A 26112-nucleotide genomic window follows, 5' to 3' on the forward strand; every position below is an offset into this window, starting at 1 on the left:
GTTATGCGTCGCCTGTTATTCGTCTGCCTGCTCATGGGCTCTGCACACGCCTTCGCTTTTGACCGCTTGCAAGTCGAGGGCTACACCTTGCCCAACGGCCTGCAATTGCTGCTCAAGCCGGGCACCGAACGCGGGCACGTGGCCATTCGCTTGGTGGTAGGCGTAGGCCTGGATGACTTCCCCTGCGAAGAAAAGGAGCTGCCGCACCTGCTCGAACACTTGTTGTTCAGTGGCATCGACGGCGGTGGCGAAGGCGACCTCGAAGACCGCATGCAGGCCTTGGGCGGCGAGTGGAACGCCTACACCAGCAACGCCGACACCACCTTTGTGATCGAAGCCCCGGCGCAGAACCAGCGCAAGGTGCTCGACCTGCTGCTGGCGATCCTCACCCGCTCCGAGCTGACCGACGCCAACATCAACGCGGCAAAGCAAGTGGTCGAACGCGAAGACGGCGGCCATTACTCACACCTGCAACGCCTGCTCGACCGCCAGGACCTCGGCCACACCGCCAGCAACCAATTGGCTGTTGAGTTGGGCCTCAAATGCGCCGAACGCGCCGAGGTCGACCACCTGACCCGCGATCAGCTGCAGACCCTGCGCAAAAACTGGTACGCGCCCAATAACATGACGCTGATCATCGTCGGCGACCTCGACAAGCTGTTGCCGGCTTACCTGGAACGCACCTACGGCCAACTTGATCCCATCGAACCGAGCGAGCACTTGCCGCTACCGCAAATCCAGCACGCCGCCGCCAGCCACCGTGACCTGATCCACGGCTGGGTCGGTGACAGCGCCAAACTGCACTGGCTGTTCCCCGAACCGGTGCTGGACGACCAGCACGATGAAACTTACGACTTGCTCAAGGACTACCTCGACTGGGCGCTGTACCGCCAACTGCGCCTCAAGCACGGTTTGTCCTACGGCCCATGGAGCGAGCGCGAAGTGCTCGGCGGCGTCGGTTTCCTCAGCCTGAATGCCGACCTCGAGCGGGATAACCTGCCCGAAGCCGAACAAGTGCTGCAGGACCTCAAGGCGCAACTGCTCAAGGACGGTCTCGACGCAACGACATTCGTGCGCCTGCAGCAAGCCGCCATCGCGCGCCAAGCCTGGGCCGTGCAGGGCAACAGCGCGTTGGCCGATTATTACTGGAGTGCCTCCGGCGACTACGCCGACGGCCACTTCAGCGACCCAGTCAAACGCATCAAGGCCGTGAACCTGAAACAGGCCAACCAGGCCATGCGCCAGGTTTTCGAGCAGCCGGGCTATTGGCGCATCGAAAAACCACTGCTGAGCTACGACAGCCTGACCTGGATCGGCGCCGGCGTGCTCGGGTTAATCGCGATTGTGCTGGGCGGCTTGCGGCTTTATCGCAAACGGACAGCGCAATGAGGCACCGAACACAGGGCTAAGACGTTATTCTGTCTGGGTTTTTTCCTACATACACTGTGAACCGCCCATGCCAAACCTGCCGCCCCTTATCCAGCGCATCCTCGTACTGATCAAGCGCTACCCTGGGGTGATTGCGCTCGGCGGCTTTATCTCGGGCGTGTGCAGTTTCATCTTGGTGGACCGTCAGCAAGGCATGGCCAGCTGGATCGCGGTGATCATGCTGGTGAGCTGGCTGTGGCTGATGCTGGAAAACAGCTTTACCCGGCTGTTCACCAAAGTCTTCAACCGGGAAATCCCCGAGCCGCTGCTGCGCTACGCCACCCAGATGATCCACCAGGAAAGCCTGTTCTTTGTGCTGCCGTTCTTTTTTGTCACCACCGCCTGGAACAGCGGCCAATCGGTGTTCACCGGCCTGCTCGGCGCGGCGGCGCTGGTGTCGATCACCGACCCGCTGTACTACAAGTGGCTGGCGCCGAAACGCTCGCTGTTCCTGGCGCTGCACACTCTGACCCTGTTCGCCGCGCTGCTCACCGCGTTGCCGATCATCCTGCACCTGACGACCGCAGAGAGCTACAAATTGGCGCTGGGCGTAGCCATGGCGCTGTCGATCCCGAGCCTGGCCGCAAGCCTGCCGCTGCGCAGTATCAAAGGCTGGGCGATGCTACTGGGCGTGACGGCCGCCATTGGTTGCGCGGGTTGGTTCCTGCGCAGCTGGGTGCCGCCCGCCACGTTATGGATGACCGAAGTGGCAATCAGCACGCAGCTGCAAGACCGCACGCCCGGTGACGACCTCAAGGAAGTCAGCGCCGCCCAATTGCGCAGCGGCGGGCTGTACGCCTACACCGCAATCAACGCACCGCGCGGGCTGGACGAGCGGATTTACCACGTGTGGAAATTCAACGGCCAAGAGGTCGACCGCATCGCCTTGGATATCCACGGCGGGCGCAAGGAAGGCTACCGCGCCTGGACCCACAAGCAGAACTTCCCCGCCGATGCGGTAGGCCGCTGGCAAGTGCGAGTGCTGACGGAAGACGGCCAGGTCATCGGTGTGCTGCGCTTCAAAGTCACTGACACAGCACAAACGGACAACCCAAAGTAGGTTGTATCGTGCTATTACGTAGGGATTCTGGATAGCCAAACAAGCTCGGAGCTTATGACCACCCGTACAACAGCCGGCGCAGCCCACCTGGATACTTCTTCCGCCCCCCCGTTACTCAGGATTACGGGGGACTGGACGCTTGCCCACTACGCAAACCTGAAGAAGCTGTCGGACACGCTCGACGGCCAATACGACGCCGGCGCGCGCATCGACCTGAATGGCTTGGGCGCCCTGGATACCGCCGGCGCGTCGCTGCTGGTGGAGCTGCTGGGCCCGGAGCGTATCGAGCAGTCCGCCGAGCAAACCGATTGCAGCTTGTCTGCCGCCGACCGCGCGCTGCTCAAGACTGTCTACCGCTCACTCAATGATTTCTGCGTACCGACCAAAGAGCCGGAAGAGGCGACCGGCATCCAAGTGTTGGCGCGCATCGGCCGCGCCGTAGATACCGTGTGGCAAGACGGCATGAAGCTGCTCGGCTTCATCGGCCTGATCCTCGAAACCTTCGCCCGTGGCATGTTCCGCCCCAAGCGCTGGCGTCTCACACCGATGGTCGCGCACATCGAACAAACCGGCCTGGATGCCGCGCCCATTGTGGCGTTGCTGACCTTCTTGGTCGGCGCGGTGGTGGCGTTTCTCGGCGCCACGGTGCTCAAGAGTTTTGGGGCGACCATCTTCACCGTGGACCTGGTGGCGTTCTCGTTCCTGCGGGAGTTTGGCGTACTGCTCACCGCCATCCTGATCGCCGGCCGCACCGCCAGCGCCTTTACCGCACAAATCGGTTCGATGAAGGCCAACGAAGAAATCGACGCGATCCGCACCCTGGGCCTGGACCCGATGGAGCTGCTGGTACTGCCACGGGTGATGGCGCTGCTGGTGTCGCTGCCGATGCTGACGTTCCTGGCGATGCTCTCGGGGATTGTCGGCGGCGGTGTGGTGTGCGCCTTGGCCTTGGATATTTCCCCGGCGATGTTCCTCTCGCTGCTGCAATCGGACATTGGTGTGCAGCATTTCCTGGTCGGTATGGTGAAAGCACCGATCTTCGCCTTCCTGATTGCCGCGATTGGCTGCCTCGAAGGCTTCAAGGTCAGCGGCAGCGCCGAGTCGGTCGGCGCCCACACCACCTCCAGCGTGGTGCAATCGATCTTTGTGGTGATCGTGATGGATGCCGTCGCCGCGCTGTTCTTTATGGAGATGGGCTGGTGAGTCGTCTACACCGTGCGCCCACTGAGGCGGTGATCGAAGTGCGCGGCCTGTGCAACCGCTTTGGCAGCCAGAGCGTGCATGAAAACCTCGACCTGGAGTTGTATAAAGGCGAGATCCTGGCAGTGGTCGGCGGCTCCGGCAGCGGCAAGTCGGTGTTGCTGCGCAGCATCGTCGGCCTGCGCCGCCCCAGCGAAGGCGAAGTGCGGGTGTTCGGCAAGAACCTGCCAAGCCTGTCCGAACATGAGCGCTCACTGGTGGAACGGCGCTTCGGCGTGCTGTTCCAGAAAGGCGCGCTGTTTTCCTCGCTGACCGTCACCGAGAACGTCGCGCTGCCATTGATCGAACACGCCGGCCTCAGCCGCGCCGATGCCGAACACCTGGCTGCGGTCAAGCTTGCCCTTGCGGGGTTGCCGCTGTCGGCGGCGGACAAGTACCCATCGTCACTCTCCGGCGGCATGATCAAGCGCGCGGCCTTGGCGCGGGCGTTGGCCTTGGACCCGGACATCCTGTTTCTCGACGAACCCACCGCCGGCCTCGACCCGATTGGCGCCGCGCAATTCGACCAACTGATCCTGACCCTGCGCGATGCGCTGGGCTTGAGTGTGTTCCTGGTCACCCACGACCTGGACACGCTGTACACCATCACCGACCGCGTGGCGGTGCTGGCGCAGAAAAAAGTGCTGGTGGCCGATGCCATCGATGTCGTCTCGGAAACGGACGACGCCTGGATTCACGAATACTTCCACGGCCCCCGGGGCCGCGCGGCATTGAATGCCGCTCAATCGCTCAACGAGGTATGACATGGAAACCCGAGCCCATCATGTGATGATCGGTCTGTTCAGCGTGATCGTGGTAGTCGGCGCGATGCTGTTTGGCCTGTGGCTGGCCAAGTCCAGCGTCGATAGCGCCTTTCAGGACTATGAAGTGGTGTTCAACGAGGCCGTCAGCGGCCTGTCCCAGGGCAGTTCGGTACAGTACAGCGGGATCAAGGTCGGCGATGTGATCAGCCTGCGCCTGGACCCCAAAGACCCGCGCCGTGTACTCGCACGCATCCGCCTGTCCGGGCAGACGCCGATCAAGGAAGACACCCAGGCCAAGCTGGCCCTGACCGGCATCACCGGCACCTCGATCATCCAGCTCAGCGGCGGCACACCGCAAAGCCCGGAGCTCAAGGGCAAAGACGGCAACCTGCCAGAAATCATCGCCTCGCCCTCGCCGATCGCACGCCTGCTCAATAACAGCAACGACCTGATGACCAGCATTAACCTGCTGCTGCACAACGCCAACCACATGTTCTCCCGCGAGAACGTCGAGCGCCTGAGCAACACGTTGGATAACCTGCAGCAAACCACCGGCGCCATCGCCGAGCAGCGCGGCGACATCAAAGTGGTGATGCAGCAATTGATGCAGGTGAGCAAACAGGCGACTGCCGCCCTGGAGCAAACCACCGTGCTGATGCGCAACGCCAACGGCTTGCTCAACGAACAAGGCAAGCAAGCCTTCGGCAGCGCCGAGCAAGCGATGAAATCCCTCGAGCAAAGTACCGCGACCATCAACACCTTGCTGACCAACAACAAGGACTCAGTGAACAGCGGCATGCAAGGCCTCAACGAACTGGCGCCAGCCGTGCGCGAGCTGCGCGAAACCCTGGGTTCGCTGCGCGCCATCTCTCGCCGCCTGGAAGCCAACCCCAGCGGTTACCTGCTGGGCAGCGACAAGAATAAGGAGTTCACGCCATGAAGCGCGCTTACCAACTGATCGCCCCCGTGGCCTTCGCGCTGATCAGCGCGTGCTCGATCCTGCCCAAGGCCGACCCCTCCGACGTGTACCGCCTGGCTTCGGCCCAGACACCCACCCAAGGCACACCGGTCAGCTGGTCGTTGCGCGTGTCCAAGCCGCAGAGCAGCGAATTCCTCGACAGCCCGCGCATTGCCGTGGTGCCCAATGGCAACCTGATCAGCAGCTACGCGAATTCACGCTGGAGCGACCCGACGCCGGTGTTGCTGCGCAATCGCTTTATGGACGGCTTCCAGCGCGATGGGCGCGTGACGCTGCTGAGCACCGACGAGACGAACCTGCAGGCCGACTATGAGCTCGGCGGGCAGTTGCAGGCGTTTCAGAGTGAGTATCGCGCCAGTGCGGTGGACGTGGTGATCCGCCTGGATGCGCGGTTGGTGCGCGGGAGTGATCAGCGGATTATCGCCAGCCGGCGGTTTGAGGTGCGCCAGCCGGTGGGTGACACCAAGGTGCCGGCCGTAGTGGCTGCGTTTGGGCAGGCGGGGGATCAGTTGAATAAGCAGGTGGTGGATTGGGTGGTGCAGCAGGGCAATACTGCTGCGAAACGCTGAGGGCCTCATCGCAGGCAAGCCAGCTCCCACATTTTGATGTGTAAATACATTCAAACAGGTGGGAGCTGGCTTGCCTGCGATAGCAATCTAAGCCTTAACCAAAGAACCAGTAGCACACCGAAATCGCCGCCACGACGCCAGCAAACTCAGCCAGTAACGCACATCCCACGGCATGCCGTGCCCGCTGGATCCCCACCGAGCCAAAGTACACCGCCAACACATAGAAGGTGGTCTCCGTACTGCCTTGGATCGTCGCCGCCACCAACGCCGGGAAGCTGTCCACGCCCTGGGTCTGCATGGTCTCGATCAGCATGGCCCGCGCGGCACTGCCGGAGAACGGCTTGACCATCGCGGTCGGCAACGCGTCGACAAAACGCGTGTCCATGCCCGTCCAGGCCACCACGTGGCGAATGCCTTCCAGGCCAAAGTCCAAGGCGCCAGATGCGCGCAACACGCCCACCGCGCAGAGCATCGCCACCAGATACGGCAGCAGGTTCTTGGCAACGTCGAAGCCCTCTTTGGCGCCTTCGACAAACGCTTCGTACACCTTGACCTTACGCAGCGCACCAATCACTAGAAACAACATGATCAGGCCGAACAGCGTCAGGTTGCCGAGGATCGAGGACAAGCCGGCCAACGCCGTGGCGGACAAGGTCGCCAACAGCGCCATAAAGCCACCGAGGATCAGCGCGCCGGGAATCAGGTAAGCCAGCACCACCGGGTCCCACAGCCGCAGGCGCTGCATTACCGCCACCGAGAGCAGACCCACCAAGCTCGAAGCGCTGGTAGCCAGCAGGATTGGCAGGAACACCAGCGTCGGGTCGACGGCGCCTTGCTGAGCGCGGTACATGAAGATGGTCACCGGCAACAGCGTCAGCGAAGACGCGTTGAGCACCAGGAACAGAATCTGCGCGTTACTCGCGGTGTTGGGGATGGGGTTGAGTTCCTGCAGCGCCTTCATGGCTTTCAGGCCGATAGGCGTGGCGGCGTTGTCCAGGCCCAGGCCATTGGCGGCGAAGTTAAGGGTGATCAAGCCAATGGCGGGGTGGCCGGCCGGTACTTCCGGCATCAGGCGGCGAAACAGTGGGCCCAGAGCCTTGGCCAGCCAGTCGACGATCCCGGCTTTTTCGGCGATGCGCAAGAAGCCCAGCCACAAGGTCAGGGTGCCGAACAGCAGCACCATCACTTCCACCGACAGTTTGGCCATGGCGAAAATGCTTTCCACCATTGCCGCAAAAATCCCGGCATTACCGCCAATCAGCCATTGCGCCAGTGCTGACACCATTGCCACGACAAAAAAGCCAAGCCACAGGCCATTGAGCATCAGTTAAATCCCCCGAAAGATGGGCGAATGATAGCGGGGCTGGCAGAAACGACAAACCCCGGATTTCCCGGGGTTTGTCTCAAAGCAGTCGTGCTATCAGCCGCGGGTAGCTTGCGCGGTTGGCGAAGCTGGCTTGCTGCGCCAGTGCGGCAGGGAGTTCCAGTAGCGCTCGCCCTTGGCGTCGTCGTACATGCCTTCCCAGCGAGAGATGACCAGTACGGCCAATGCGTTGCCGATCACGTTCAAGGCGGTACGCGCCATGTCCATGATGCGGTCGACACCGGCGATGAACGCCAGGCCTTCCAGCGGGATACCCACGCTGCCCAAGGTGGCCAGCAGCACCACGAAGGACACGCCCGGTACGCCAGCGATGCCTTTGGAGGTGACCATCAGGGTCAGCACCAGCATCAGTTGCTGGCCGATCGACAGGTCGATGCCGTACAGCTGGGCGATAAAGATAGCGGCGATGCTCTGGTACAGCGTCGAACCGTCGAGGTTGAACGAGTAGCCGGTCGGCACCACGAAGCTGCAAATGGCTTTTGGCGCGCCGTAGGCTTCCATCTTCTCGATCACACGCGGCAGCACGGTCTCGGAGCTGGCGGTGGAGTAAGCCAGGACCAGCTCGTCTTTGAAGATGCGTATCAGCTTAAGGATCGAGAAGCCGAACAGGCGCGCGATCAAGCCCAACACTACAAACGCGAAGAACAGGATGGCGACGTAAACCAGGATCACCAGCTTGGCCAGCGGCAGCAAGGAGGCGAAGCCGAAGTTGGCGACGGTCACCGCGATCAGGGCAAATACGCCGATGGGGGCGTACTTCATGATCATGTGGGTGACTTTGAACATGCTCTCGGACACGCCCTGGAACATGGTTACCAGCGGCTCGCGCAGTTCCGGCTTGAGGCTCGACAAGCCCAAGCCGAACAGTACCGAGAAGAAGATGATCGGCAGCATATCGCCACGGGCGACGGCGGCGAAAATGTTCGAGGGAATCAGGTTGAGGATGGTCTCGATGAACGCATGCTCATGCTGCACTTCGGCGGCAGTGGCCGTGTACTTGGAGATATCGACGGTACCCAGGGTACTCATGTCGATGCCGGCACCTGGGTGGAACAGGTTGGCGAGCAACAGGCCGACCACGATAGCGATGGTGGTGACCACTTCGAAGTAAAGGATGGTTTTGACGCCGATTCGACCGAGCTTCTTCGCGTCACCCACACCGGCGATGCCGACGATCAGCGAGGAAATCACAATCGGGATCACGATCATCTTGATCAGGCGGATAAAGATATCGCCCGCCGGCTGCAACACATTGCTGATCCACCAGGCTTTTTCAGCACTGAAATGGTTGAGCACTGCACCGATTGCGATCCCCAACACCAAACCGATGAGGATCTGCCAGGCGAGGCTTAGCTTTGCCTTCTTCATGTCATTACCCTTACTTCAAGTGGACTTAAGGCAAATGCGCCATCTGGAACGCTCGGAAGCGAAAAAGTGTGTGCATCTGCCTCCGTAGAAGGTCACCGCCGCATGGCCGAAATGGCTTACTGGCAGGCGAAAAAAGGCGCAACTATTCCCATGCAAGAGAGCGACGTCTAATGCCGTAAACGCCTACCCTATGCTGAATCGGCATGGCTTTTTTTGTAAATAACTGTCCGAACGGTCAGTTCAAATACGCCATTTAGGCAGGTGAATATGCCGTTAACCGGCCAATACCGGCTCGCTCAGAGATTTTGGACGACCTTCAGTCGCTGGCAAAAATGCCTGGGATTTGATGAGCTTGGCGTCGGATATGTCCTATGGCACGCGCAAAATTTTCTCGATAGAAGGTCACCGCGACACACCAAGTAATGTTTGCGAAGAGACAGAAAAGAAAATAGCGGCTATGGACAACATACAAGATGGGCAATGGGTGCCATAAGCCCGCCGCAAGTTCAGCAAGCTTGAGGACTTGTGAACTTGCGTCGCAGCTTTTCGCCTGACCCGGCCCTTGCGCAGGCACTCCCTGTACCCGTAGGTCACGCCGACCTCGATGGATCAGAGCAACCCGGCCCCCTGGTCATGCATCACCCTTGGCGGGCGATGCAGACAGAAAGAAGCGAAGGAGCTTCTTTCTATGGACGCCAGCCCCGTTGACGACAGAAGCGTCAGACGGAACCTAGTACCAATTCGGATCTTTCTTAAGCTGCTCCATCAGCAGCTTTTGCATGCCTTCGTTCGGCTTACCGATGAAACGGTAGTCGGCATGCCGTGTCGGAGACTTGTCTGCCGGCAGACCGGCCGGGACTTGTACCAACATGGCGTAGGCATCTTCCTTGTCGTAGCTGAAGGCAACGATCAGGCGCTTGTTCAAGCAGGTATCTGCTGTTTCGCAGAGCGGCCCGACCAAGTATTTCTCGCCATCTTCTTCCAGCGCATTCATTTGTTCGGCCGTACCCGACAGGTTCATCACCCATTCCGGCAGGCGCTCTTCTTTCTTCACCACGCTTTGCCAGGTTTCGCGGTACTGCTTGTCCGCACTGAGCAACTCGTTGGCCCGGGATTGGCCGTCATTGGCGGCCATCACCAGGCCGCTACCGCCCAAGAGCAGGGCGGCAGCAATGGCTTTAATAGACAAAGTGGTCATATTCAGCCTCGGCCGCGACGACCAAAGAAGAACGAAGCGATGAACATCACCAGGAAGACCACAAACAGAATTTTTGCGATACCCGTGGCGGTGCCCGCGATACCACCGAAGCCCAGGACTGCAGCCACAATGGCGATGATCAGAAATGTGATTGCCCAACTCAACATGGTAATTCTCCTTACGCTTCTAGAGGGGTAACAGCGGTAGTGCAGTGCGCCGCTCAACACAAGCGACCTTTTGTTGCCTAGAACACCCAACGCTCTTGAGCGGGCAATTCGCCCAGGGTCGAACCCTGGTCAGCCACTCTCAATTGCGGGGCGGTTACATCGGCAGTCGCGCTGCCAACGGAACGGAAATGGGTCTGGGTCATCATCGGACGTTCAAATTGCGGGGCTTGCTGCTGACTCTGCTGCCAATGCTGCATCTGCTGGCCGGCAATCAACGTGACCATCAAGGCCAGGCTGGCGAACAGACCTTGCTGCAAGCGCAGTGGCGATACACGCAATTGGCTGAGGCTTTGGCGAGTCATGCTGCATTTCTCCCGCATTCTGAATATTCGGTCATGACACTGTTGGGAGAGGTATTGCAGGGTGCATGCCAGATCTTTTACAAAATAAATCTCAATAGAATCAGATAGTTATAAATACATTACAGCCGCTGAGCCCAGCATCCTGCACGATGCCCCTATCCAGGCCGTGCGAAATGCACGATGGTCAATGGTCGGGTCAAGGGATCGAAATCGGATATCGAGTTGCCGAAGTGGCAAGAGGGCATGAAAACGCCATCAACCAGCGCGTTTGTAGAGGGGTGTGCAGATACCTGCGCGAAGGTGCTTTTTATCAATCAGAATAAACCATGCAACTTGCCCGATTATTCCGGGACTAAACACCATCATTCATATTAAGGAGCGCGGGACAGATGGAATCAGCCAAGGAACTTCAAGGCCGTATTCTTTTAGTGGATGACGAATCCGCGATCCTTCGCACCTTCCGTTACTGCCTGGAAGATGAAGGCTATACCGTAGCCACCGCCAACAGCGCCGCCCAAGCCGACGCCCTGATGCAACGCCAGGTGTTCGACCTGTGCTTTTTGGACCTGCGCCTGGGCGAAGACAATGGCCTGGACGTACTGGCCCAGATGCGCATTCAGGCGCCGTGGATGCGCGTGGTGATTGTTACCGCGCATTCCGCCGTGGATACCGCGGTCGACGCGATCCAGGCCGGTGCCGCCGACTACTTGGTCAAGCCATGCAGCCCTGACCAATTGCGCCTGGCCACCGCCAAGCAGTTGGAAGTGCGCCAACTCTCGGCACGCCTGGAAGCGCTGGAAGGCGAAGTGCGCCAACCCAAAGACGGCCTCGATTCCCACAGCCCGGCCATGATGGTGGTGCTGGAGACCGCGCGCCAAGTCGCGGGCACCGACGCCAACATCTTGATCCTCGGCGAGTCCGGTACCGGTAAAGGTGAATTGGCCCGGGCTATTCATGGCTGGAGCAAGCGCTCGAAGAAGTCCTGCGTGACCATCAACTGCCCGTCACTCACGGCCGAGCTGATGGAAAGCGAATTGTTCGGCCATAGCCGTGGTGCGTTTACCGGTGCCAGTGAGAGCACCTTGGGCCGCGTCAACCAAGCGGACGGCGGCACGCTGTTTCTCGACGAGATCGGCGATTTTCCCCTCACCTTACAACCCAAGTTATTGCGCTTCATTCAGGACAAAGAATATGAGCGCGTAGGCGACCCGGTCACCCGGCGCGCCGATGTGCGCATCCTGGCGGCCACCAACCTGAACCTCGAAGACATGGTGCGCGACGGCCGTTTCCGCGAAGACTTGCTCTATCGCCTCAACGTCATCACCTTGCACCTGCCGCCGCTGCGTGAACGTAGCGAAGACATCCTGACCCTCGCCGACCGCTTCCTGGCGCGCTTCGTCAAAGAGTACGCGCGGCCCGCTCGCGGTTTCAGCGATGACGCCCGAGAAGCGCTGCTCAACTACCGCTGGCCAGGGAATATTCGAGAGCTACGAAACGTTGTAGAGCGAGCCAGCATTATCTGCCCACAGGAAAAGGTTGAAATCAGCCACCTCGGCATGGCCGAACAGCCGACCAACAATGCACCGCGTATTGGCGCGGCGTTGAGCCTGGATGAGCTGGAGAAAGCCCACATCGGCGCGGTACTTGCCACCAGCGACACCCTGGACCAGGCGGCCCGTACTCTCGGCATCGACGCGTCGACCCTGTACCGCAAACGCAAACAGTACAACTTGTGAGCTGTACCTTATGAAGCTAGCGATGAAACTGCGCACTCGTTTATTCCTGAGTATCTCAGCGCTGATCACCGTCGCCCTGCTGGGACTGGTCCTGGGACTGGTCAGTGTTATGCAAATGGCTAAGAGCCAGGAGTCGCTGATCCGCAGCAACTTCATCACCCTGGACCTTGGCCTCAAGCTGCGCCAGACCTTAGGCGACCAGTTGATCCTGATGTTGCAGGAGAAACCGGACCCCGAGGTGCTGAAAACCTCAAAACAGCAATACTTCGCCTTGCTGGATGAGGGCATCGCCCATGAACAGCAAGACGGCAGGCTCAGCGGGTTCAGCCAGGCACGCGTTGACTACCTGAATTTTATCAAGGCATTTGACGAGGCCCAGCAAAGCTCGCTGATCAACAATAAAAACCAAAAGCTGACCGAAACCTTTAATGCGTTGCGCAACGGCCTGATCTCCGAACACAAACAAGCCTTGGAGAATATCAACGCCAGCGAACACAAATCCCGCGACCGAGCGCTGTTGATTGCCGGTCTTCTGGGCCTGGTGGGCCTGGCGGTGTTGATCATCGGCTTCATCACCGCCCATGGCATCGCCCGGCGCTTTGGCGGGCCGATCGAAGCCTTGGCCAAAGCCGCCGACAAGATCGGGCAGGGCGATTTCGAAGTGACGCTGCCGATCTCTTCAGCAGCGGAAATGAACCTGCTGACCCGGCGCTTCGGCATCATGGCCGAAGCGTTGCGCCAGCATCAGGCGACCAATGTCGATGAATTGCTGGCTGGCCAGCAGCGCCTGCAAGCGGTGCTCGACAGCATCGACGACGGTCTGTTGATGATCGACCGCCAAGGCCGCCTGGCGCATCTCAACCCCGTCGCTCAGCGCCAGTTGGGCTGGGACGAGGCACGTTTAGGCCAGGGCCTGGGCGAGGCGCTGGGCCGCGCGGAAATGGATGAACAGTTGCAGCTAGTACTGCGCGGCGGCAACCTCGAGCGGGCGCCGGAAGATCTGGAAGTTGAGGTTGAAGGCGAACTGCGCCTGCTGACCTACAGCCTGACGCCGGTCAGCCACACCCAGGGGCATATCCTCGGGGCAGTGATGGTGTTGCATGACGTCACCGAACAGCGTGCCTTTGAGCGCGTGCGCAGCGAATTCGTGTTGCGTGCCTCCCACGAACTGCGCACGCCGGTGACCGGCATGCACATGGCCTTCGGCCTGTTCCGCGAGCGGGCAAAGTTTCCGGCGGATTCCCGTGAAGCGGACTTGCTGGATACGGTCAATGAAGAAATGCAGCGCCTGATGCAGTTGATCAACGACTTGCTCAACTTTTCGCGCTACCAGAATGGCCTGCAAAAACTCACCTTGGGGCCCTGTGATGTCACCGACCTGCTGGAGCACGCACGGGCGCGTTTCACTGAGCTGGCGAGTGCTCAGAACATCGAATTGCTGGTGGAAGCCCAACCTGATTTGCCCAGGCTGTATGCAGACCAGGCTCAGCTTGAGCGTGTACTCGACAACCTGTTAGGCAACGCATTGCGCCATACCGCCGATGGCGGGCAAATTCGCCTGCAGGCACGCCGCCATGGCGAGCGCGTGATTATCAGCGTCGAAGATAACGGCGAAGGCATCGCCTACGGCCAGCAGGGGCGGATTTTCGAACCCTTCGTGCAGGTGGGCCGCAAGAAAGGCGGCGCCGGCCTGGGGCTGGTACTGTGCAAAGAGATCGTGCAACTGCACGGTGGCCGCATGGGTGTGTATTCGCGGCCGGGGCAAGGTACGCAGTTCTATATGGCGTTGCCGCTGTAGTCTGACTACTCGGGTTACCTACCGGCCGCGCCGAACGAAATGTGGGAGAGGGCTTGCTGTGGCGGGCCCGCTCCCACATTTTGAATCGGTTTACACGCTTAACTGCGGTTCAATGCGCGCAATATCGCAGCACTTTCAGCATCCGGCGTGCCATCAAACAGCGCTGGCCGGAAGTGCATCTGGAACGCCGCGATCACATGCCGTGTGGCGACATCCAACTCGCCGGTCTGCGGTGTCTGGTAGCCCAGGCGTGCCAGCTCTTCCTGGAACCAGGTGACGCTCGGCAGGTCAGCCGCGTACTGCACTTGGAATCGAGCAACGACTTGCGCGTCCGGCCAGATCCCCAAACCCTCAGCCGCTAAACGCTTCCACGGAAACAACGGGCCCGGATCGAGCTTGCGCAGCGGCGCGATGTCGCTATGGCCGATGATGTTCTTGGGATCGATGCCATTGCGCTTGCTGATGTCCTTGAGCAACACCACCAACGACTGCACCTGCGCCTCGGAATACGGGTACCAGACACGGCCCGTCGGTGTGTCGCGATAGCCTGGGTTGACGATCTCGATACCGATGGAGCTGGAGTTGAGCCAGGTGCGGCCCATCCACTCGCTTTGCCCGGCGTGCCAGGCACGCTGGCTCTCGTCCACCAATTTGTAAATGGTGCCAGAGGCGTCGTCACCGATCAGGTAATGACTGCTGACCTGGCCGTGGGTTAACAGCGCCAGGGAGCGTTCAAGGTTGGTTGCGGTGTAATGGACGACCACGAACTGCACGCGGTTATCGTGGTTGACCGACGGGTGGCTGGTGTCCAGGCGCGGGCCACTGGCGCAGCCGGCGAGCAGGAGGAACATAAAGGCGATGCAAAAGGATTTCATAGCAGAAGACATTACGCTGAAGACGATAATGCAATAGTGTAACGTACCGTTCGTGGCTGAGCGGCCAAATTACAAAAATGGAACATATTTTAGGCCGCCTGCACTTGATTACGTCCCGCCGCCTTCGCACGGTAAAGCGCCTCATCGGCGCGCTTGAGCGCCAGGTCACTGCGCTCACCCGGCTGGAACTGCGCCACACCCATGGAGACCGTGATCGTTACCGGCTCGCCCTTGAAGTGGAAAGGGCACGCTTCGATCGCGGCACGCAGCACTTCGCCCACGGCGAGGGCATCCGTCAAGGCTGAGTCCGGCATCAGCAACACAAACTCTTCACCACCGAAACGCGCGATAAAGTCAGTGGGGCGCAGGCGTTTGCGCAACACATTGGCGATGATCTTCAGCACCTTGTCGCCCGCCAGGTGGCCGTAGCCGTCGTTGATGCGCTTGAAATGGTCCAGGTCCAGCATGGCCAGCGACAGGTTATTGCCGCTCTGGTGCCAGGTATTCACTTCATGATCCAGGCGCTCGCTCCAGGCCGCACGATTGGGCAGGCCGGTGAGCGGATCGATCAAAGCCTTCTGGCGCTGTACTTCCAGATGCTCGCGATAGCCTTGGGCTTCTTGCTCCATGCTCGCCACCCGCTCAGCCAGACCTTTGAGGCGCGCTGCCACTTCCTGCTCGCGCTGGTCACGCTGCTGCTGGTGCGCGTCCATCGTGCCGAGCAGGCCTTCGAGGTGGCTCTCCAGCACGTGCTTGAGGCTGTCCAGATCGGCCGCGTCCTGCACGCTGCTTTGCAGACCGTCGACCTGTTCACGAATCTGCGTGTCCAGCTCCTGCGCGGCCGAGCGGCTGTCGGCATGGCCTTCACTGGCTACCTGCAGGTGGCCCTGGAATGCCTCGAGGCGCTCGTTGAGCTGCTTGAGGTAGGCTTCGAACTCGTGTTGGCCACTGTCGGTGATCGCCAGCATCAGCACGGCCAGGTCGTCGAGGATCGGCAGCAACTCGTACCAGTTCAAGCCGTGGGCCAGGCGCTCGCGCATGGCTTCGGCCTGGGGCCGGTGACGCTCAGGCAGCGACAGGTCTTCCAGCAGGCCGAGCAAAGTGTCTTCGATATGCTTGGCGACGGAGCTGTAGGACGGCTCCGGCGAGTCAGGCAGAGCGTAGATGCCGTCCGATTGCAGTTCATCCGGATCGGGCTCGGGGCTCTCCAGCACCGGCGGCAGGGACAGACTGCCGATGGTGGTTTGCTCCGGCGTGTCGACCGCAGCCTGCGGCTCTTCGATAAATGCGGCGAGCGCGCTTTCGGGAGCAGCTTCCTCTGTCGGCGGCACAGGCGTCTCGGGTTCAGGCGCCTCGACAGACAGGACGGCAGCCTCCACTGATGCCGGAGCTTCGAACACAAATGTTTCACCAGCGGCCTCTGCCACTTTGACGGGCGCAGCGGGTGCAACGGGTGCAACACGTTCAGGCTGCGAGGGTGTCGGTGCTTGCGGCAACGGCGCGAAGGCGCGCAAAGCTTTTGTCAGTTCTTCGGATTGCGCCGGCTCTTGAGGCTCAGGCGCGGGTTTGGGCGCAACGGGCTTTGGTGCAGCCAGCTCTGGCGTGGCTTCGACCAGCGGCGCGTCATTTGAGACTTCCTTCGCGCCAAACAGGCGTTGCAGCAGGCCTGGCCCAGGGCGCGTGGTTTCGCCGTCCGGCTCCAGGTTATTGAGGGCTTGCCCCTGCAGGCTGCTCAGCTCACTGAGTAGCAGCGGAATCTCCCGCGCCTGTCCGACTCGGCTATCCAGTTGCTTGGCGAAGGTTTTCAGCGGGCGGGCCACCTCACGCGGCAGCGGCAGCTTTTGCAACTGCGCGACCAGGGCTGTGAGTGCAGTGCTCATCTGGTCGACGCGCGTTTCGCGACGCTGCTCCGAATCCAGCACGGCTTTTTCCAAACGCGGCAGCAAGGCGGCGAGGGCGGCGTCCATGTCGTCGGTACGCACCACGTCGCGCATCTCCTTCATGCATTGGTCGACCGCGCGGTCGGTCCCTTCCGCCGCCAGCGTGCTGCGCACCAGACCTCTGCGCAGCAGGTCGAGGCGGGCAGCCCAGCGGCGCTCGAGCTTGTCTTGCTGCTCGATGCTTTTGAGGTATTTCTCTTTCCAGCGCTGGGTGTCGTCGCTCATGCAAGGGGTCCGCGAGGGCCTGGGCTCAACGCGGGTAATGCATCAGCCGTGAGCGAACCCGGCAGACGAATCTCTACCGCGACCGGCAGGTGATCGGAGATGGGCTGCGCCAGCACCTGCACGCTTTCGAGCGTGAGGGTGGGGCTAAGCAGGATATGGTCAAGACAGCGTTGCGGGCGCCAGCTGGGAAACGTGGCTTCGACTTGCGGCGCCAGTAGCCCGAGGTCCCGCAACGGGGAATTCTGCAGCAGGTCGTTGGCATGGGTGTTCATGTCACCCATCAGTACCTGGTGTTTGTAGTTGCCAATCAATTCACGAATATAGGCGAGCTGCAGGTTGCGCGTACGCCCCCCGAGCGCCAGGTGCATCATCACCACGACCAAGGCTTCAGGGCCTTCGCCGAAACGCACAAGGATCGCCCCCCGGCCCTTAGGGCCTGGCAAGGGGTGATCTTCGATGGCAGTCGGCTTCAAGCGGCTGAGCACACCATTGCTGTGCTGCGCCAGGCGCCCGAGGTTGCGGTTGAGTTGCTGATACCAGTACGGGAACGCGCCGAGCTGGGCCAAGTGTTCCACTTGGTTGATGTAGCCGGAGCGTATGCTGCCGCCGTCGACCTCCTGCAGGGCGACCAAGTCGAAGTCGTTCAGCAGATGGCCGATCTTTTGCAAGTTAACGGCCCGCCCGTTGTGTGGCAGCAGGTGCTGCCAACCACGGGTGATGTAGTGCCGATACTTCTCGGTACTGATGCCCACCTGAATATTGAAGCTGAGCAGGCGCAAGCGGCTGTCTGCCGGCAGGCCTGTGGTTTCCAGGTGGTGCTCGTTGACCTGCGGGTCGTGCAGGCCAACGACGCGTTCAGTACCCCAGCGGCGCATGGTAGGCCCCTTACTTGGCTGCGCGCTCTTTGGCGATCAGTTGGTCGGCAACGTTGAGGGTTTGCTCAGGACCACCGGTAGTGCCCAGGTCGAAACGGTATTTGCCGTTGACGACCATGCTCGGTACGCCTTGCACGCCGTATTTCTGCGCGAGTTCCTTGGCCTGCTTGATCTGACCTTGGATGGCGAAGGAGTTGAAGGTAGCCAGGAACTTATCCTTGTCGACGCCTTGAGTGGCGACGAAATCAGCCATTTCTTCAGGCTTGGTCAGGCGCTTACCTTGCTTCTGGATAGCTTCGAACACGGCGTTGTGGACTTTGTGCTCCACACCCATGGCTTCCAGGGTCAGGAACAGCTGACCATGGGCATCCCATGGGCCGCCGAACATGGCCGGGATGCGACGGAAATTAACGTCAGACGGGAGTTTTTCGGCCCATGGATTGATGGTCGGCTCAAAGGCGTAGCAATGCGGGCAGCCATACCAGAACAGCTCCACCACTTCGATCTTGCCTGGCTCCGAAACCGGGACCGGGTTGGCCAATTCAACGTAGGTTTTACCGGCTTCAAGCGGCACGTCGGCAGCTTGTGCGGTCATGCCGAAGAGGCTGACAGTGACGAGAGCGGCGCTGAGGATCAGATTACGCATGCTTTACTCCTGGACAAATAAAGTCGCCTCACGCGACCTTTAGTTGTGACAGGTCTACGCGGGCATGAGTTCGTTAGTGTACCGGCACCGGCCACAAAAAAGGGCGGCCTAAGCCACCCTTTTTATGCTTGCATCGATGGATTAATCGAGCGTTAACGTCGCCGGACTCATCAGTGCAGGCCCTGGATATAGCTGGACAGTGCTTCAATATCTTTATCCGACAGCTTTGCCGCAATGTCAGTCATCATTTTGTTGCTGGCATCGCCATCGATGTAGCGAACCTTCTCGCGGAATTCCTTCAATTGCTTGGCGGTGTATTGGGCGTGCTGACCACTCAGGTGAGGGAAGCCAGCCTCTGCCAGGCCACTGCCGCCTGCGATGTGGCAAGCCTTACAGGCGGGCATGCCGCCGATGGGCTGGTCTTCAGCGAGCTTGCCACCCTGAAACAACGCCTGGCCTTTGTCGACCAGCTTCGGATCGGCAGCTCCCACACTGCCCTTCTGGCTGGCAAAATACGCCGCGATGTCCGCCAGGTCCTGATCGCTGAGGTTAGTCAGCAGGCCGGTCATTTCCAACACCGTGCGCTTGCCATCCTTGATGTCGTGCATCTGCTTGGTCAGGTAACGCTCACCCTGGCCGGCCAGTTTGGGGAAGTTCGGCGCCGGGCTATTGCCATCCGGTCCATGGCAAGCACCACACACGGCGGCTTTCGCCTGGCCCGCTGTAGCGTCGCCTGCAGCATGGGCAACACCGGTGATGCCCAAGGTCAACAGCAGACTCACGATCAGTTTGTTCATCAGCTAATCCAACTACGGCTAAGGGTTTAAGAGTTATCTACCGGGTTTACTCACCATCAACTCAATGATGGCCTGGTAATCCTCAGTACTGCAGTCCATGCACAAACCACGCGGCGGCATTGCCTTGAAACCCTGGGTCACGTGTTGCACCAGCGTGTCCATACCTTGCGCCAGTCTGGGCGCCCAAGCTACCTGGTCACCCCGTTTAGGGGCATTGGGCAGTTGGCCGGCATGGCAAGCCACGCAAACTCGGTTGTACACCGCCTCCGGATCCTGTGTAGCCTGAGCGCCGTAAAGCGGAATCAGGACACCAAAAGCGAGCAACCATCGGGTCATACATCGACCTTTTCAGGGTTTGAGAGCGTTTTGCGTTCTAATGCGCAATGAAGGTCTTTCGCTCCCGTGAACTTCATCCTTCGCTGGGACAAAGCACACACAAAATCTGCGGCATTATATACTGGCGCTACTGAAACGGAAACGACACCGCTTGCCGCACCCTTTTTCGGCACCGCCCACATCGGAAATCTCATGCAACTCAAGAACCCCATCCTCGGCCTGTGCCAACAGTCCACGTTCATGCTCAGCGCCGCCAAAGTGGACCAATGCCCCGATGACGAAGGCTTTGAAGTCGCCTTTGCTGGCCGTTCCAACGCCGGCAAATCCAGCGCGTTGAACACCCTGACCCACGCCAGCCTGGCGCGCACCTCGAAAACCCCGGGCCGCACGCAACTTCTCAATTTCTTCAAGCTAGACGATGATCGGCGTCTGGTCGACCTGCCGGGCTACGGTTATGCAAAAGTACCCATCCCGTTGAAGCTGCACTGGCAGCGTCACCTGGAGGCTTATCTGGGTGGTCGCGAGAGTTTGAAGGGGCTGATTCTGATGATGGACATCCGTCATCCAATGACCGACTTCGACCTGTTGATGCTCGATTGGGCCGTCGCCAGCGGCATGCCGATGCATATCCTGCTGACCAAGGCCGACAAGCTGACCTACGGCGCGGCCAAGAACACGCTGCTCAAAGTGCAGTCCGAAATCCGTAAGGGTTGGGGTGATGCGATCACTATCCAGCTGTTCTCAGCGCCTAAGCGCATGGGCCTGGAAGACGCCTACACTGTGCTGGCCGGTTGGATGGAATTAGCCGACAAAGGCGCGGAAATCGCGGAATAACTTTTCTGCAGGCAAAAAAAACCCCGGACTTCGTATGGGGAGGGGAAGTTCGGGGTCCAAGTTCCGGACCGCTAGGGCGGGGTCCAGATATCTGCCAACACTTAACACAACATAGGAGCATTGAAGGGCTTCACCACCCATTCAGTAACTCTGAGTAGCAGTTCACGGGTTAAGTTCCGGCAGGTCCAAAAAACTATTGGAAATAACTGGCGCCCGTTTCTGATCTAAAGCGCTCTGCCACCACGCCCGGTGACGGCAGAGCCGCGAAATCAATGCGCCTCGTCCCAGTTATCGCCAACGCCCACGTCTACTACCAAAGGCACATCCAGCTTGGCCGCCGCGCTCATGTGCTCGCGGATCTTCTCGCTGACCTCTGCAACCAGATCCTCACGCACCTCCAGCACCAGTTCATCGTGCACTTGCAGGATGACCTTGGCATCCAGGCCCGACTCAGTCAGCCAATTATCCACCAACACCATGGCTTTCTTGATGATGTCCGCTGCGGTGCCCTGCATCGGCGCGTTGATCGCCGTGCGCTCGGCCGCCGCTCGCTCCTGAGGCTTGTTGGAATTGATATCCGGCAAGTACAGCCGGCGCCCGAAGAAGGTTTCGACATAGCCTTGATCGGCCGCCTGGGCGCGCGTGCGTTCCATGTACTCGCGAACGCCGGGGTAGCGCGCGAAGTACACATCGATGTAGGCCTTGGCGGTCTTGGTATCGACGCCAATGTCCTTACCCAGCTTCTGCGCGCCCATGCCGTAAATCAGGCCAAAGTTGATCGCCTTGGCACTGCGACGCTGGTTGGAACTGACTTCAGCCAATTCAACCTTGAACACCTCGGCCGCCGTAGCGGTGTGCACGTCCAAATCGTTACGGAACGCATTCATCAAGCCCTCGTCCTTGGACAAGTGCGCCATGATCCGCAGCTCGATCTGCGAATAGTCCGCCGCCAACAGCTTGTAGCCTTTTGGCGCGACAAACGCCTGGCGAATCCGCCGCCCTTCAGCGGTACGTACCGGGATGTTCTGCAGGTTCGGATCGCTGGACGACAAGCGCCCGGTCGCGGCCACAGCCTGATGATAAGACGTGTGAATGCGCCCGGTACGCGGGTTAATCTGCTCCGGCAGGCGGTCGGTGTAAGTGCTTTTCAGCTTGCTCATGCTGCGGTACTGCATCAGTACCTTGGGCAGCAGGAAATCGTCTTCGGCCAACTTGGCCAGCACTTCCTCAGCCGTGGACGCCTGGCCCTTGCCGGTCTTCTTCAGTACCGGCAAGCCAAGTTTTTCATAGAGAATCGCCCCGAGCTGCTTGGGCGAACCCAGGTTGAACTCTTCACCAGCGATCTCGAACGCCTGGCGCTCCAGCTCAACCATCTTGTTACCGAGTTCGATGCTCTGGATACCCAGCAGCTCTTTATCCACCAGCGCACCCTGGCGCTCGATACGCGCCAGCACGGGCACCAGCGGTATTTCGATGTCCGTCAGCACACTGGCCAGGCTCGGTATGGCCGCCAGCTGTGCATGCAAGGCCTGATGCAGGCGCAGGGTCACGTCGGCATCTTCGGCGGCATACGGGCCAGCCTGCTCAAGCGCGATCTGGTCGAACGTCAGCTGCTTGGCGCCTTTGCCGGCGATGTCCTGGAAGCTGACGGTGTCGTAGTCCAGGTACTTCTTGGCCAGGCTGTCCATGTCATGCCGGGTCGCGGTGGAGTTCAACACGTAGGATTCAAGCATGGTGTCGAAGGCAATGCCGCGCACGGTGATGCCTTGCGCAGGGTCGCCACCGATGGCGCAGTTGGCCAGGATGCTCATGTCGAACTTGGCGTGCTGCCCGACCTTGAGCTTGGTCGAGTCTTCCAGCAGCGGCTTCAACGCCAACAGAACCGTGTCGCGATCCAACTGCTCCGGCGCGCCGATGTAGGAATGGGTCAGCGGGATGTAGGCTGCTTCATGCGGCTGCACGGCAAAGGAAACGCCTACCAACTGCGCCTGCTGGGCGTCGATCCCGGTGGTTTCGGTGTCGAAAGCAAACAGTTTTGCGGCATTCAGCTTTTTTAGCCAAGTGTCGAACGTGGCCTGGTCAAGGATGGTGGTGTAAGACGCTTCCACCGGCGCAGCCGCCTCAATCACTTCTTCAGCAGCCGGAGCAGCCTCGGTCGACGCCTTGAGCTCAACACGCTTGGCATCGCGCTGAATCTCGTCAATCCAGCTCTTGAACTCAAGCAGCGTATACAGCTCCAGCAACTTTTCGCGGTCCGGCTCGATCAGGTGCAGATCGTCCAGCCCCACATCCAGCGGCACGTCGATCTTGATCGTCGCCAGCTGATAGGACAGGAATGCCATCTCCTTATGCTCTTCGAGCTTGGCCGGCAGATTCTTGGCCCCGCGGATCGGCAGGGTCGGTACGATAACCAACTGCTCATAAAGCTCTTTGAGGCCGCCGTTTACGCCCACCAGAAGGCCGGAAGCAGTCTTCGGCCCAATACCCGGAACGCCTGGGATGTTGTCCGACGAATCGCCCATCAGCGCCAGATAATCGATGATCTGCTCCGGAGCGACACCGAATTTCTCCTTCACGCCCTCAATGTCCATCGCGCTACCGGTCATGGTGTTGACCAAGGTAATGTGCCCGTCGACCAACTGCGCCATGTCTTTGTCACCGGTAGAAATCACCACCGGGCGGTCCGCCGCCGCACTGCTGCGGGCCAAAGTACCGATTACGTCATCGGCCTCCACGCCTTCGACGCACAGCAACGGGAAGCCGAGGGCGATCACACTTTGGTGCAGCGGCTCAATTTGCAGGCGCATGTCATCGGGCATACTCGGGCGGTTGGCCTTGTATTCGGCGTACATGTCATCGCGAAAGGTCCCACCCTTGGCGTCGAATACGACGGCGAACGGGCTGCCCGGATACTGCTTGCGCAGGCTTTTGAGCATGTTCAACACGCCCTTGACCGCACCGGTCGGCAGGCCTTTGGAGGTGGTCAACGGTGGCAGCGCGTGAAAGGCGCGGTACAGATAAGAAGAACCGTCCACCAGGACGAGGGGGGCTTGGCTCATGAGCAGGATCAACCTTTTCGGCGGGTCAGGCGCTAGAATAGCCGGACCAATGACGACAAAGGGACAAGGTTATCATGCGTACAGTAAATCGCCTGTTGTTGACCGGTTTGATTGCGTTCTTGCCGCTGGCCGCCACGGCAGCTGACACCGCGCCCTCAGGAGACCCGGAAGTCACGATCCGCACCGAGGGTGACAGAACCATCCAGGAGTACCGCCAAAACGGTTTCCTGTACGCGATCAAGGTCACCGTGAAGGGCGCGCCACCGTATTTCCTGGTGCGCGCGGACGGAACCGATGCGAACTTCATCCGCTCTGACCAGCCGGATATGCTGATCCCGTCATGGAAGATTTTCGAATGGAAATGATTTCTTAACTTAAATTGGCGCCGCACACCACGGCGCCCGTACTGGCAGTTTTAACCATGTCTGTGTTCACCCCGCTGGCTCGGCCCGAGCTGGAAACCTTTCTTGCCCCTTACGGGCTCGGCCGCCTGCTTGATTTCCAGGGGATTGCCGCCGGTAGCGAAAACACCAATTTCTTTATCAGCCTAGAACAGGGCGAGTTCGTCCTGACCCTGGTTGAACGCGGCCCGGTCGCAGAAATGCCATTCTTCATCGAACTGCTCGACGTACTTCATGACGCCGACCTGCCGGTGCCTTACGCGCTGCGCACCACCGACGGTGTGGCGCTTCGCGAGCTGAAGGGCAAACCGGCGTTGCTGCAACCGCGCTTGGCCGGCAAGCACATCAAGGACGCCAACGCCCAGCATTGCGCCCAGGTTGGCGACCTGCTCGGCCATCTGCACCTGGCCACTCAAGGCGAAAAGGTGCTGGAGCGCAAGACCGATCGCGGGCTGGATTGGATGCTCACTGAGGGTGCGCAGCTTATTTCGCACCTGAACGACGCGCAGCAGCGCCTGCTACAAGATGCGCTGACCGAGATCGAAACCCACAAGGCCGAGATCCTCGCCCTGCCACGCGCCAACGTTCACGCCGACCTGTTCCGTGACAACGCGATGTTCGAAGGCACGCATCTGACAGGGTTGATCGACTTCTACAACGCCTGCTCAGGCCCAATGCTGTATGACGTGGCGATTGCCTTGAATGACTGGTGCTCGGATGCGGACGGGGTGATCGATGGGCAACGCGCCCATGCGCTGCTGGGCGCCTACGCGGGTCTGCGCCCGTTTACAGCCAAGGAGGCCGAGTTGTGGCCGACCCTGTTGCGCGTGGCATGCGTGCGGTTCTGGCTGTCACGCCTGATCGCCGCGGAGTCGTTTGCCGGGCAGGATGTGTTGATTCATGACCCGGCGGAGTTTGAGCATCGGCTGGCGCAGCGTCAGCAGGTAACCATCCACCTGCCGTTCGCGCTCTAAAAGGCCTACTCGGTCAAAAAAATGTGGGCGCTGGCTTGCCTGCGATAGCGGTGTCGACTGACACGCCGCCATCGCGGGCAAGCCAGCTTCCACATTGGTTATGCGGCAATGGTTAGAGCGAGTCCAGGCACCCAGCCAGATCATTCCCCAACTTCTCCAGCACCTGCTCATAACCCTGAGCCGTGGCTGGCGTGTAACCACCCAACGCATCCAACTCCGCCAACTTCACCGGCAAACCAGCCACCAGTGTCTCAGCCAAACGCGGGCGCAACGGCGGCTCGCTGAACACACAGGTCTTACCGACTTCCTGCAACCGCGTACGCATCGCCGCTACATGCTGGGCGCCTGGCTGCACTTCGGCGGCAACGCTGAACACGCCGGTATGCTTGAGCCCGTAAGCGTCCTCGAAGTAATCGAAGGCTTCGTGGAACACGAAGTAAGGCTTGTTGCCCACGCTCGCCAAACGCGCTTTCAAGCGCGCGTCCAACGCATCCAGACGCTCATCGAACGCCTTCACATTGCTCTGATACCGCGCAGCATTGGCCGGGTCGGCAGTGCTGAGGTCAGCCGCCATGCGTGCAGCAATCACACGCGCGTTAACCGTCGACAGCCACAAGTGCGCATCCAAGCTGCCTGGGCGGTGATCGTGGTCGTGTTCGTCGGCATCGTCGGCATGCGAGTGGCTATCTTCACCGAAACGACGCAGTTTCATTCCCGCAAGGTCCTGTACCGCCACGGTGGGCAGACTACGCCCCTTGAGCACGCGCGGCAGGAAGCTCTCCATGTCCGGGCCGATCCAATACAACAGGTCCACCGACTGCACGCGCCGTACGTCGGATGGGCGCAAGGCATAGTTATGCGGTGACGCGCCGGGCGGCAGCAAAACTTCTGGAACGGCCACGCCGTCCTGCACCGCCGCGGCGATCAACTGCAACGGCTTGATACTGGTCAGCACCTTGACCTCGGCTTGCGCCGCCCCAGCGACGAACAAACTGGTGACAAATACGACAAAAACAGGAAAAAGTCGGGACACGATGACCACTCAATGACGTAGGAACGGGTAACATAATAACGTCTCTATCAAATGTCTGTCGCCGC

Annotated in this window: 24 protein-coding genes; 11 read left to right on the top strand and 13 right to left on the bottom strand. The window is 60.1% G+C overall.

Going from position 1 to position 26112, the window contains the following annotated elements; translation table 11 throughout:
- Positions 1-3: 3 nt before the first annotated feature.
- The 6 genes from ACI77I_RS13155 (at position 4) to ACI77I_RS13180 (ending at position 6039) form a co-directional block, all read left to right on the top strand.
- Complete coding sequence (locus tag ACI77I_RS13155; protein ID WP_242153724.1) at positions 4-1389, top strand: pitrilysin family protein; 1386 nt, start codon at positions 4-6, stop codon at positions 1387-1389.
- Between the two features lie 67 nt (positions 1390-1456).
- Entirely contained in the window at positions 1457-2488 is a 1032-nt protein-coding gene (locus ACI77I_RS13160; protein ID WP_094949653.1) for a DUF5924 family protein, read from the top strand.
- A 54-nt stretch (positions 2489-2542) separates the two neighbouring features.
- Positions 2543-3691: an MlaE family lipid ABC transporter permease subunit gene (locus ACI77I_RS13165; RefSeq protein ID WP_406997741.1), complete on the top strand. Its 1149-nt coding sequence runs from the start codon at positions 2543-2545 to the stop codon at positions 3689-3691.
- Entirely contained in the window at positions 3688-4491 is an 804-nt protein-coding gene (locus tag ACI77I_RS13170; protein WP_094949655.1) for an ABC transporter ATP-binding protein, read from the top strand. The genes ACI77I_RS13165 and ACI77I_RS13170 overlap by 4 nt, the downstream gene beginning before the upstream one ends.
- Position 4492: 1 nt before the next feature.
- A complete protein-coding gene (locus ACI77I_RS13175) occupies positions 4493-5431 on the top strand; it encodes an MlaD family protein (RefSeq protein ID WP_094949656.1) in 939 nt (312 codons plus the stop codon).
- On the top strand, positions 5428-6039 hold the full coding sequence (locus ACI77I_RS13180) for an ABC-type transport auxiliary lipoprotein family protein (protein ID WP_094949657.1): 612 nt from the start codon (positions 5428-5430) through the stop codon (positions 6037-6039). The genes ACI77I_RS13175 and ACI77I_RS13180 overlap by 4 nt, the downstream gene beginning before the upstream one ends.
- Before the next feature lie 94 nt (positions 6040-6133).
- Here the strand turns inward: ACI77I_RS13180 and ACI77I_RS13185 are convergent, their stop codons facing one another.
- From ACI77I_RS13185 to ACI77I_RS13205, 5 genes are all read right to left on the bottom strand, one after another.
- Complete coding sequence (locus ACI77I_RS13185) at positions 6134-7363, bottom strand: nucleoside recognition domain-containing protein (RefSeq protein ID WP_094949658.1); 1230 nt, start codon at positions 7361-7363, stop codon at positions 6134-6136.
- 96 nt (positions 7364-7459) lie between these two features.
- Positions 7460-8791 (bottom strand): glutamate/aspartate:proton symporter GltP, encoded by a 1332-nt coding sequence (gltP, locus tag ACI77I_RS13190; protein ID WP_094949659.1) that lies wholly within the window; start codon positions 8789-8791, stop codon positions 7460-7462.
- A 730-nt stretch (positions 8792-9521) separates the two neighbouring features.
- Positions 9522-9989 carry an inhibitor of vertebrate lysozyme family protein gene (locus tag ACI77I_RS13195; RefSeq protein ID WP_242153718.1) on the bottom strand — a complete coding sequence of 156 codons (468 nt, stop codon included), beginning with the start codon at positions 9987-9989 and terminating at the stop codon, positions 9522-9524.
- Positions 9990-9991: 2 nt separating this feature from the next.
- Positions 9992-10156 carry a DUF1328 domain-containing protein gene (locus ACI77I_RS13200; protein WP_003170804.1) on the bottom strand — a complete coding sequence of 55 codons (165 nt, stop codon included), beginning with the start codon at positions 10154-10156 and terminating at the stop codon, positions 9992-9994.
- Between the two features lie 77 nt (positions 10157-10233).
- Positions 10234-10518: a hypothetical protein gene (locus ACI77I_RS13205; RefSeq protein WP_094949661.1), complete on the bottom strand. Its 285-nt coding sequence runs from the start codon at positions 10516-10518 to the stop codon at positions 10234-10236.
- Between the two features lie 389 nt (positions 10519-10907).
- Here ACI77I_RS13205 and algB point away from each other — a divergent pair, with 389 nt between their 5' ends.
- Both algB and ACI77I_RS13215 read left to right on the top strand, forming a co-directional pair.
- Entirely contained in the window at positions 10908-12254 is a 1347-nt protein-coding gene (gene algB / locus ACI77I_RS13210; RefSeq protein WP_094949662.1) for a sigma-54-dependent response regulator transcription factor AlgB, read from the top strand.
- 10 nt (positions 12255-12264) lie between these two features.
- Positions 12265-14052: a KinB sensor domain-containing domain gene (locus ACI77I_RS13215; protein WP_406997742.1), complete on the top strand. Its 1788-nt coding sequence runs from the start codon at positions 12265-12267 to the stop codon at positions 14050-14052.
- A 98-nt stretch (positions 14053-14150) separates the two neighbouring features.
- Here ACI77I_RS13215 and ACI77I_RS13220 read toward each other — a convergent pair whose 3' ends face one another.
- The 6 genes from ACI77I_RS13220 to ACI77I_RS13245 all read right to left on the bottom strand — a co-directional run bounded on the left by ACI77I_RS13220 (position 14151) and on the right by ACI77I_RS13245 (position 19746).
- Positions 14151-14927, bottom strand: coding sequence for an N-acetylmuramoyl-L-alanine amidase (locus tag ACI77I_RS13220; RefSeq protein WP_094949664.1), 777 nt, complete (start codon positions 14925-14927; stop codon positions 14151-14153).
- Between the two features lie 89 nt (positions 14928-15016).
- Positions 15017-17092: a GGDEF domain-containing protein gene (locus ACI77I_RS13225; RefSeq protein ID WP_406997743.1), complete on the bottom strand. Its 2076-nt coding sequence runs from the start codon at positions 17090-17092 to the stop codon at positions 15017-15019.
- Entirely contained in the window at positions 17089-17967 is an 879-nt protein-coding gene (locus ACI77I_RS13230; protein ID WP_094949666.1) for an endonuclease/exonuclease/phosphatase family protein, read from the bottom strand. The genes ACI77I_RS13225 and ACI77I_RS13230 overlap by 4 nt, the downstream gene beginning before the upstream one ends.
- A gap of 10 nt (positions 17968-17977) precedes the next feature.
- A complete protein-coding gene (gene dsbA / locus ACI77I_RS13235; RefSeq protein ID WP_094949667.1) occupies positions 17978-18613 on the bottom strand; it encodes a thiol:disulfide interchange protein DsbA in 636 nt (211 codons plus the stop codon).
- 170 nt (positions 18614-18783) lie between these two features.
- The gene (locus ACI77I_RS13240; protein WP_094949668.1) at positions 18784-19410 is read right to left on the bottom strand and encodes a cytochrome c4; all 627 of its coding nucleotides are present in this window, start codon (positions 19408-19410) and stop codon (positions 18784-18786) included.
- Positions 19411-19443: 33 nt separating this feature from the next.
- Positions 19444-19746: a cytochrome c5 family protein gene (locus tag ACI77I_RS13245; RefSeq protein WP_094949669.1), complete on the bottom strand. Its 303-nt coding sequence runs from the start codon at positions 19744-19746 to the stop codon at positions 19444-19446.
- A gap of 192 nt (positions 19747-19938) precedes the next feature.
- On the opposite strand from ACI77I_RS13245, the gene yihA reads away from it, so the two are divergent.
- Entirely contained in the window at positions 19939-20580 is a 642-nt protein-coding gene (gene yihA / locus ACI77I_RS13250) for a ribosome biogenesis GTP-binding protein YihA/YsxC (RefSeq protein ID WP_042943980.1), read from the top strand.
- 269 nt (positions 20581-20849) lie between these two features.
- On the opposite strand, the gene polA is transcribed toward yihA, so the two are convergent.
- Positions 20850-23639 carry a DNA polymerase I gene (polA, locus tag ACI77I_RS13255; protein ID WP_406997744.1) on the bottom strand — a complete coding sequence of 930 codons (2790 nt, stop codon included), beginning with the start codon at positions 23637-23639 and terminating at the stop codon, positions 20850-20852.
- Positions 23640-23713: 74 nt separating this feature from the next.
- Between polA and ACI77I_RS13260 the strand changes: the two genes are divergently transcribed.
- Positions 23714-24004: a DUF2782 domain-containing protein gene (locus ACI77I_RS13260; protein ID WP_094949671.1), complete on the top strand. Its 291-nt coding sequence runs from the start codon at positions 23714-23716 to the stop codon at positions 24002-24004.
- Between the two features lie 56 nt (positions 24005-24060).
- Positions 24061-25014 (top strand): homoserine kinase, encoded by a 954-nt coding sequence (locus ACI77I_RS13265; RefSeq protein ID WP_406997745.1) that lies wholly within the window; start codon positions 24061-24063, stop codon positions 25012-25014.
- Between the two features lie 112 nt (positions 25015-25126).
- On the opposite strand, the gene ACI77I_RS13270 is transcribed toward ACI77I_RS13265, so the two are convergent.
- Complete coding sequence (locus ACI77I_RS13270) at positions 25127-26056, bottom strand: zinc ABC transporter substrate-binding protein (RefSeq protein WP_263274259.1); 930 nt, start codon at positions 26054-26056, stop codon at positions 25127-25129.
- Between the last annotated feature and the right edge of the window lie 56 nt (positions 26057-26112).

Origin of the sequence: Pseudomonas sp. D47, from assembly GCF_045447305.1 — a bacterium.
GTDB lineage: Bacteria > Pseudomonadota > Gammaproteobacteria > Pseudomonadales > Pseudomonadaceae > Aquipseudomonas.

Bases quoted from the DNA above. Each gene is read 5' to 3' on its own strand.
- ACI77I_RS13155 (WP_242153724.1), top strand. From the start codon at position 4: ATGCGTCGCCTGTTATTCGTCTGCCTGCTCATGGGCTCTGCACACGCC.
- ACI77I_RS13160 (WP_094949653.1), top strand. From the start codon at position 1,457: ATGCCAAACCTGCCGCCCCTTATCCAGCGCATCCTCGTACTGATCAAG.
- ACI77I_RS13165 (WP_406997741.1), top strand. From the start codon at position 2,543: ATGACCACCCGTACAACAGCCGGCGCAGCCCACCTGGATACTTCTTCC.
- ACI77I_RS13175 (WP_094949656.1), top strand. From the start codon at position 4,493: ATGGAAACCCGAGCCCATCATGTGATGATCGGTCTGTTCAGCGTGATC.
- ACI77I_RS13180 (WP_094949657.1), top strand. From the start codon at position 5,428: ATGAAGCGCGCTTACCAACTGATCGCCCCCGTGGCCTTCGCGCTGATC.
- ACI77I_RS13185 (WP_094949658.1), bottom strand. From the start codon at position 7,363: ATGCTCAATGGCCTGTGGCTTGGCTTTTTTGTCGTGGCAATGGTGTCA.
- gltP (WP_094949659.1), bottom strand. From the start codon at position 8,791: ATGAAGAAGGCAAAGCTAAGCCTCGCCTGGCAGATCCTCATCGGTTTG.
- ACI77I_RS13195 (WP_242153718.1), bottom strand. From the start codon at position 9,989: ATGACCACTTTGTCTATTAAAGCCATTGCTGCCGCCCTGCTCTTGGGC.
- ACI77I_RS13200 (WP_003170804.1), bottom strand. From the start codon at position 10,156: ATGTTGAGTTGGGCAATCACATTTCTGATCATCGCCATTGTGGCTGCA.
- ACI77I_RS13205 (WP_094949661.1), bottom strand. From the start codon at position 10,518: ATGACTCGCCAAAGCCTCAGCCAATTGCGTGTATCGCCACTGCGCTTG.
- algB (WP_094949662.1), top strand. From the start codon at position 10,908: ATGGAATCAGCCAAGGAACTTCAAGGCCGTATTCTTTTAGTGGATGAC.
- ACI77I_RS13215 (WP_406997742.1), top strand. From the start codon at position 12,265: ATGAAGCTAGCGATGAAACTGCGCACTCGTTTATTCCTGAGTATCTCA.
- ACI77I_RS13220 (WP_094949664.1), bottom strand. From the start codon at position 14,927: ATGAAATCCTTTTGCATCGCCTTTATGTTCCTCCTGCTCGCCGGCTGC.
- ACI77I_RS13225 (WP_406997743.1), bottom strand. From the start codon at position 17,092: ATGAGCGACGACACCCAGCGCTGGAAAGAGAAATACCTCAAAAGCATC.
- ACI77I_RS13230 (WP_094949666.1), bottom strand. From the start codon at position 17,967: ATGCGCCGCTGGGGTACTGAACGCGTCGTTGGCCTGCACGACCCGCAG.
- dsbA (WP_094949667.1), bottom strand. From the start codon at position 18,613: ATGCGTAATCTGATCCTCAGCGCCGCTCTCGTCACTGTCAGCCTCTTC.
- ACI77I_RS13240 (WP_094949668.1), bottom strand. From the start codon at position 19,410: ATGAACAAACTGATCGTGAGTCTGCTGTTGACCTTGGGCATCACCGGT.
- ACI77I_RS13245 (WP_094949669.1), bottom strand. From the start codon at position 19,746: ATGACCCGATGGTTGCTCGCTTTTGGTGTCCTGATTCCGCTTTACGGC.
- yihA (WP_042943980.1), top strand. From the start codon at position 19,939: ATGCAACTCAAGAACCCCATCCTCGGCCTGTGCCAACAGTCCACGTTC.
- polA (WP_406997744.1), bottom strand. From the start codon at position 23,639: ATGAGCCAAGCCCCCCTCGTCCTGGTGGACGGTTCTTCTTATCTGTAC.
- ACI77I_RS13260 (WP_094949671.1), top strand. From the start codon at position 23,714: ATGCGTACAGTAAATCGCCTGTTGTTGACCGGTTTGATTGCGTTCTTG.
- ACI77I_RS13265 (WP_406997745.1), top strand. From the start codon at position 24,061: ATGTCTGTGTTCACCCCGCTGGCTCGGCCCGAGCTGGAAACCTTTCTT.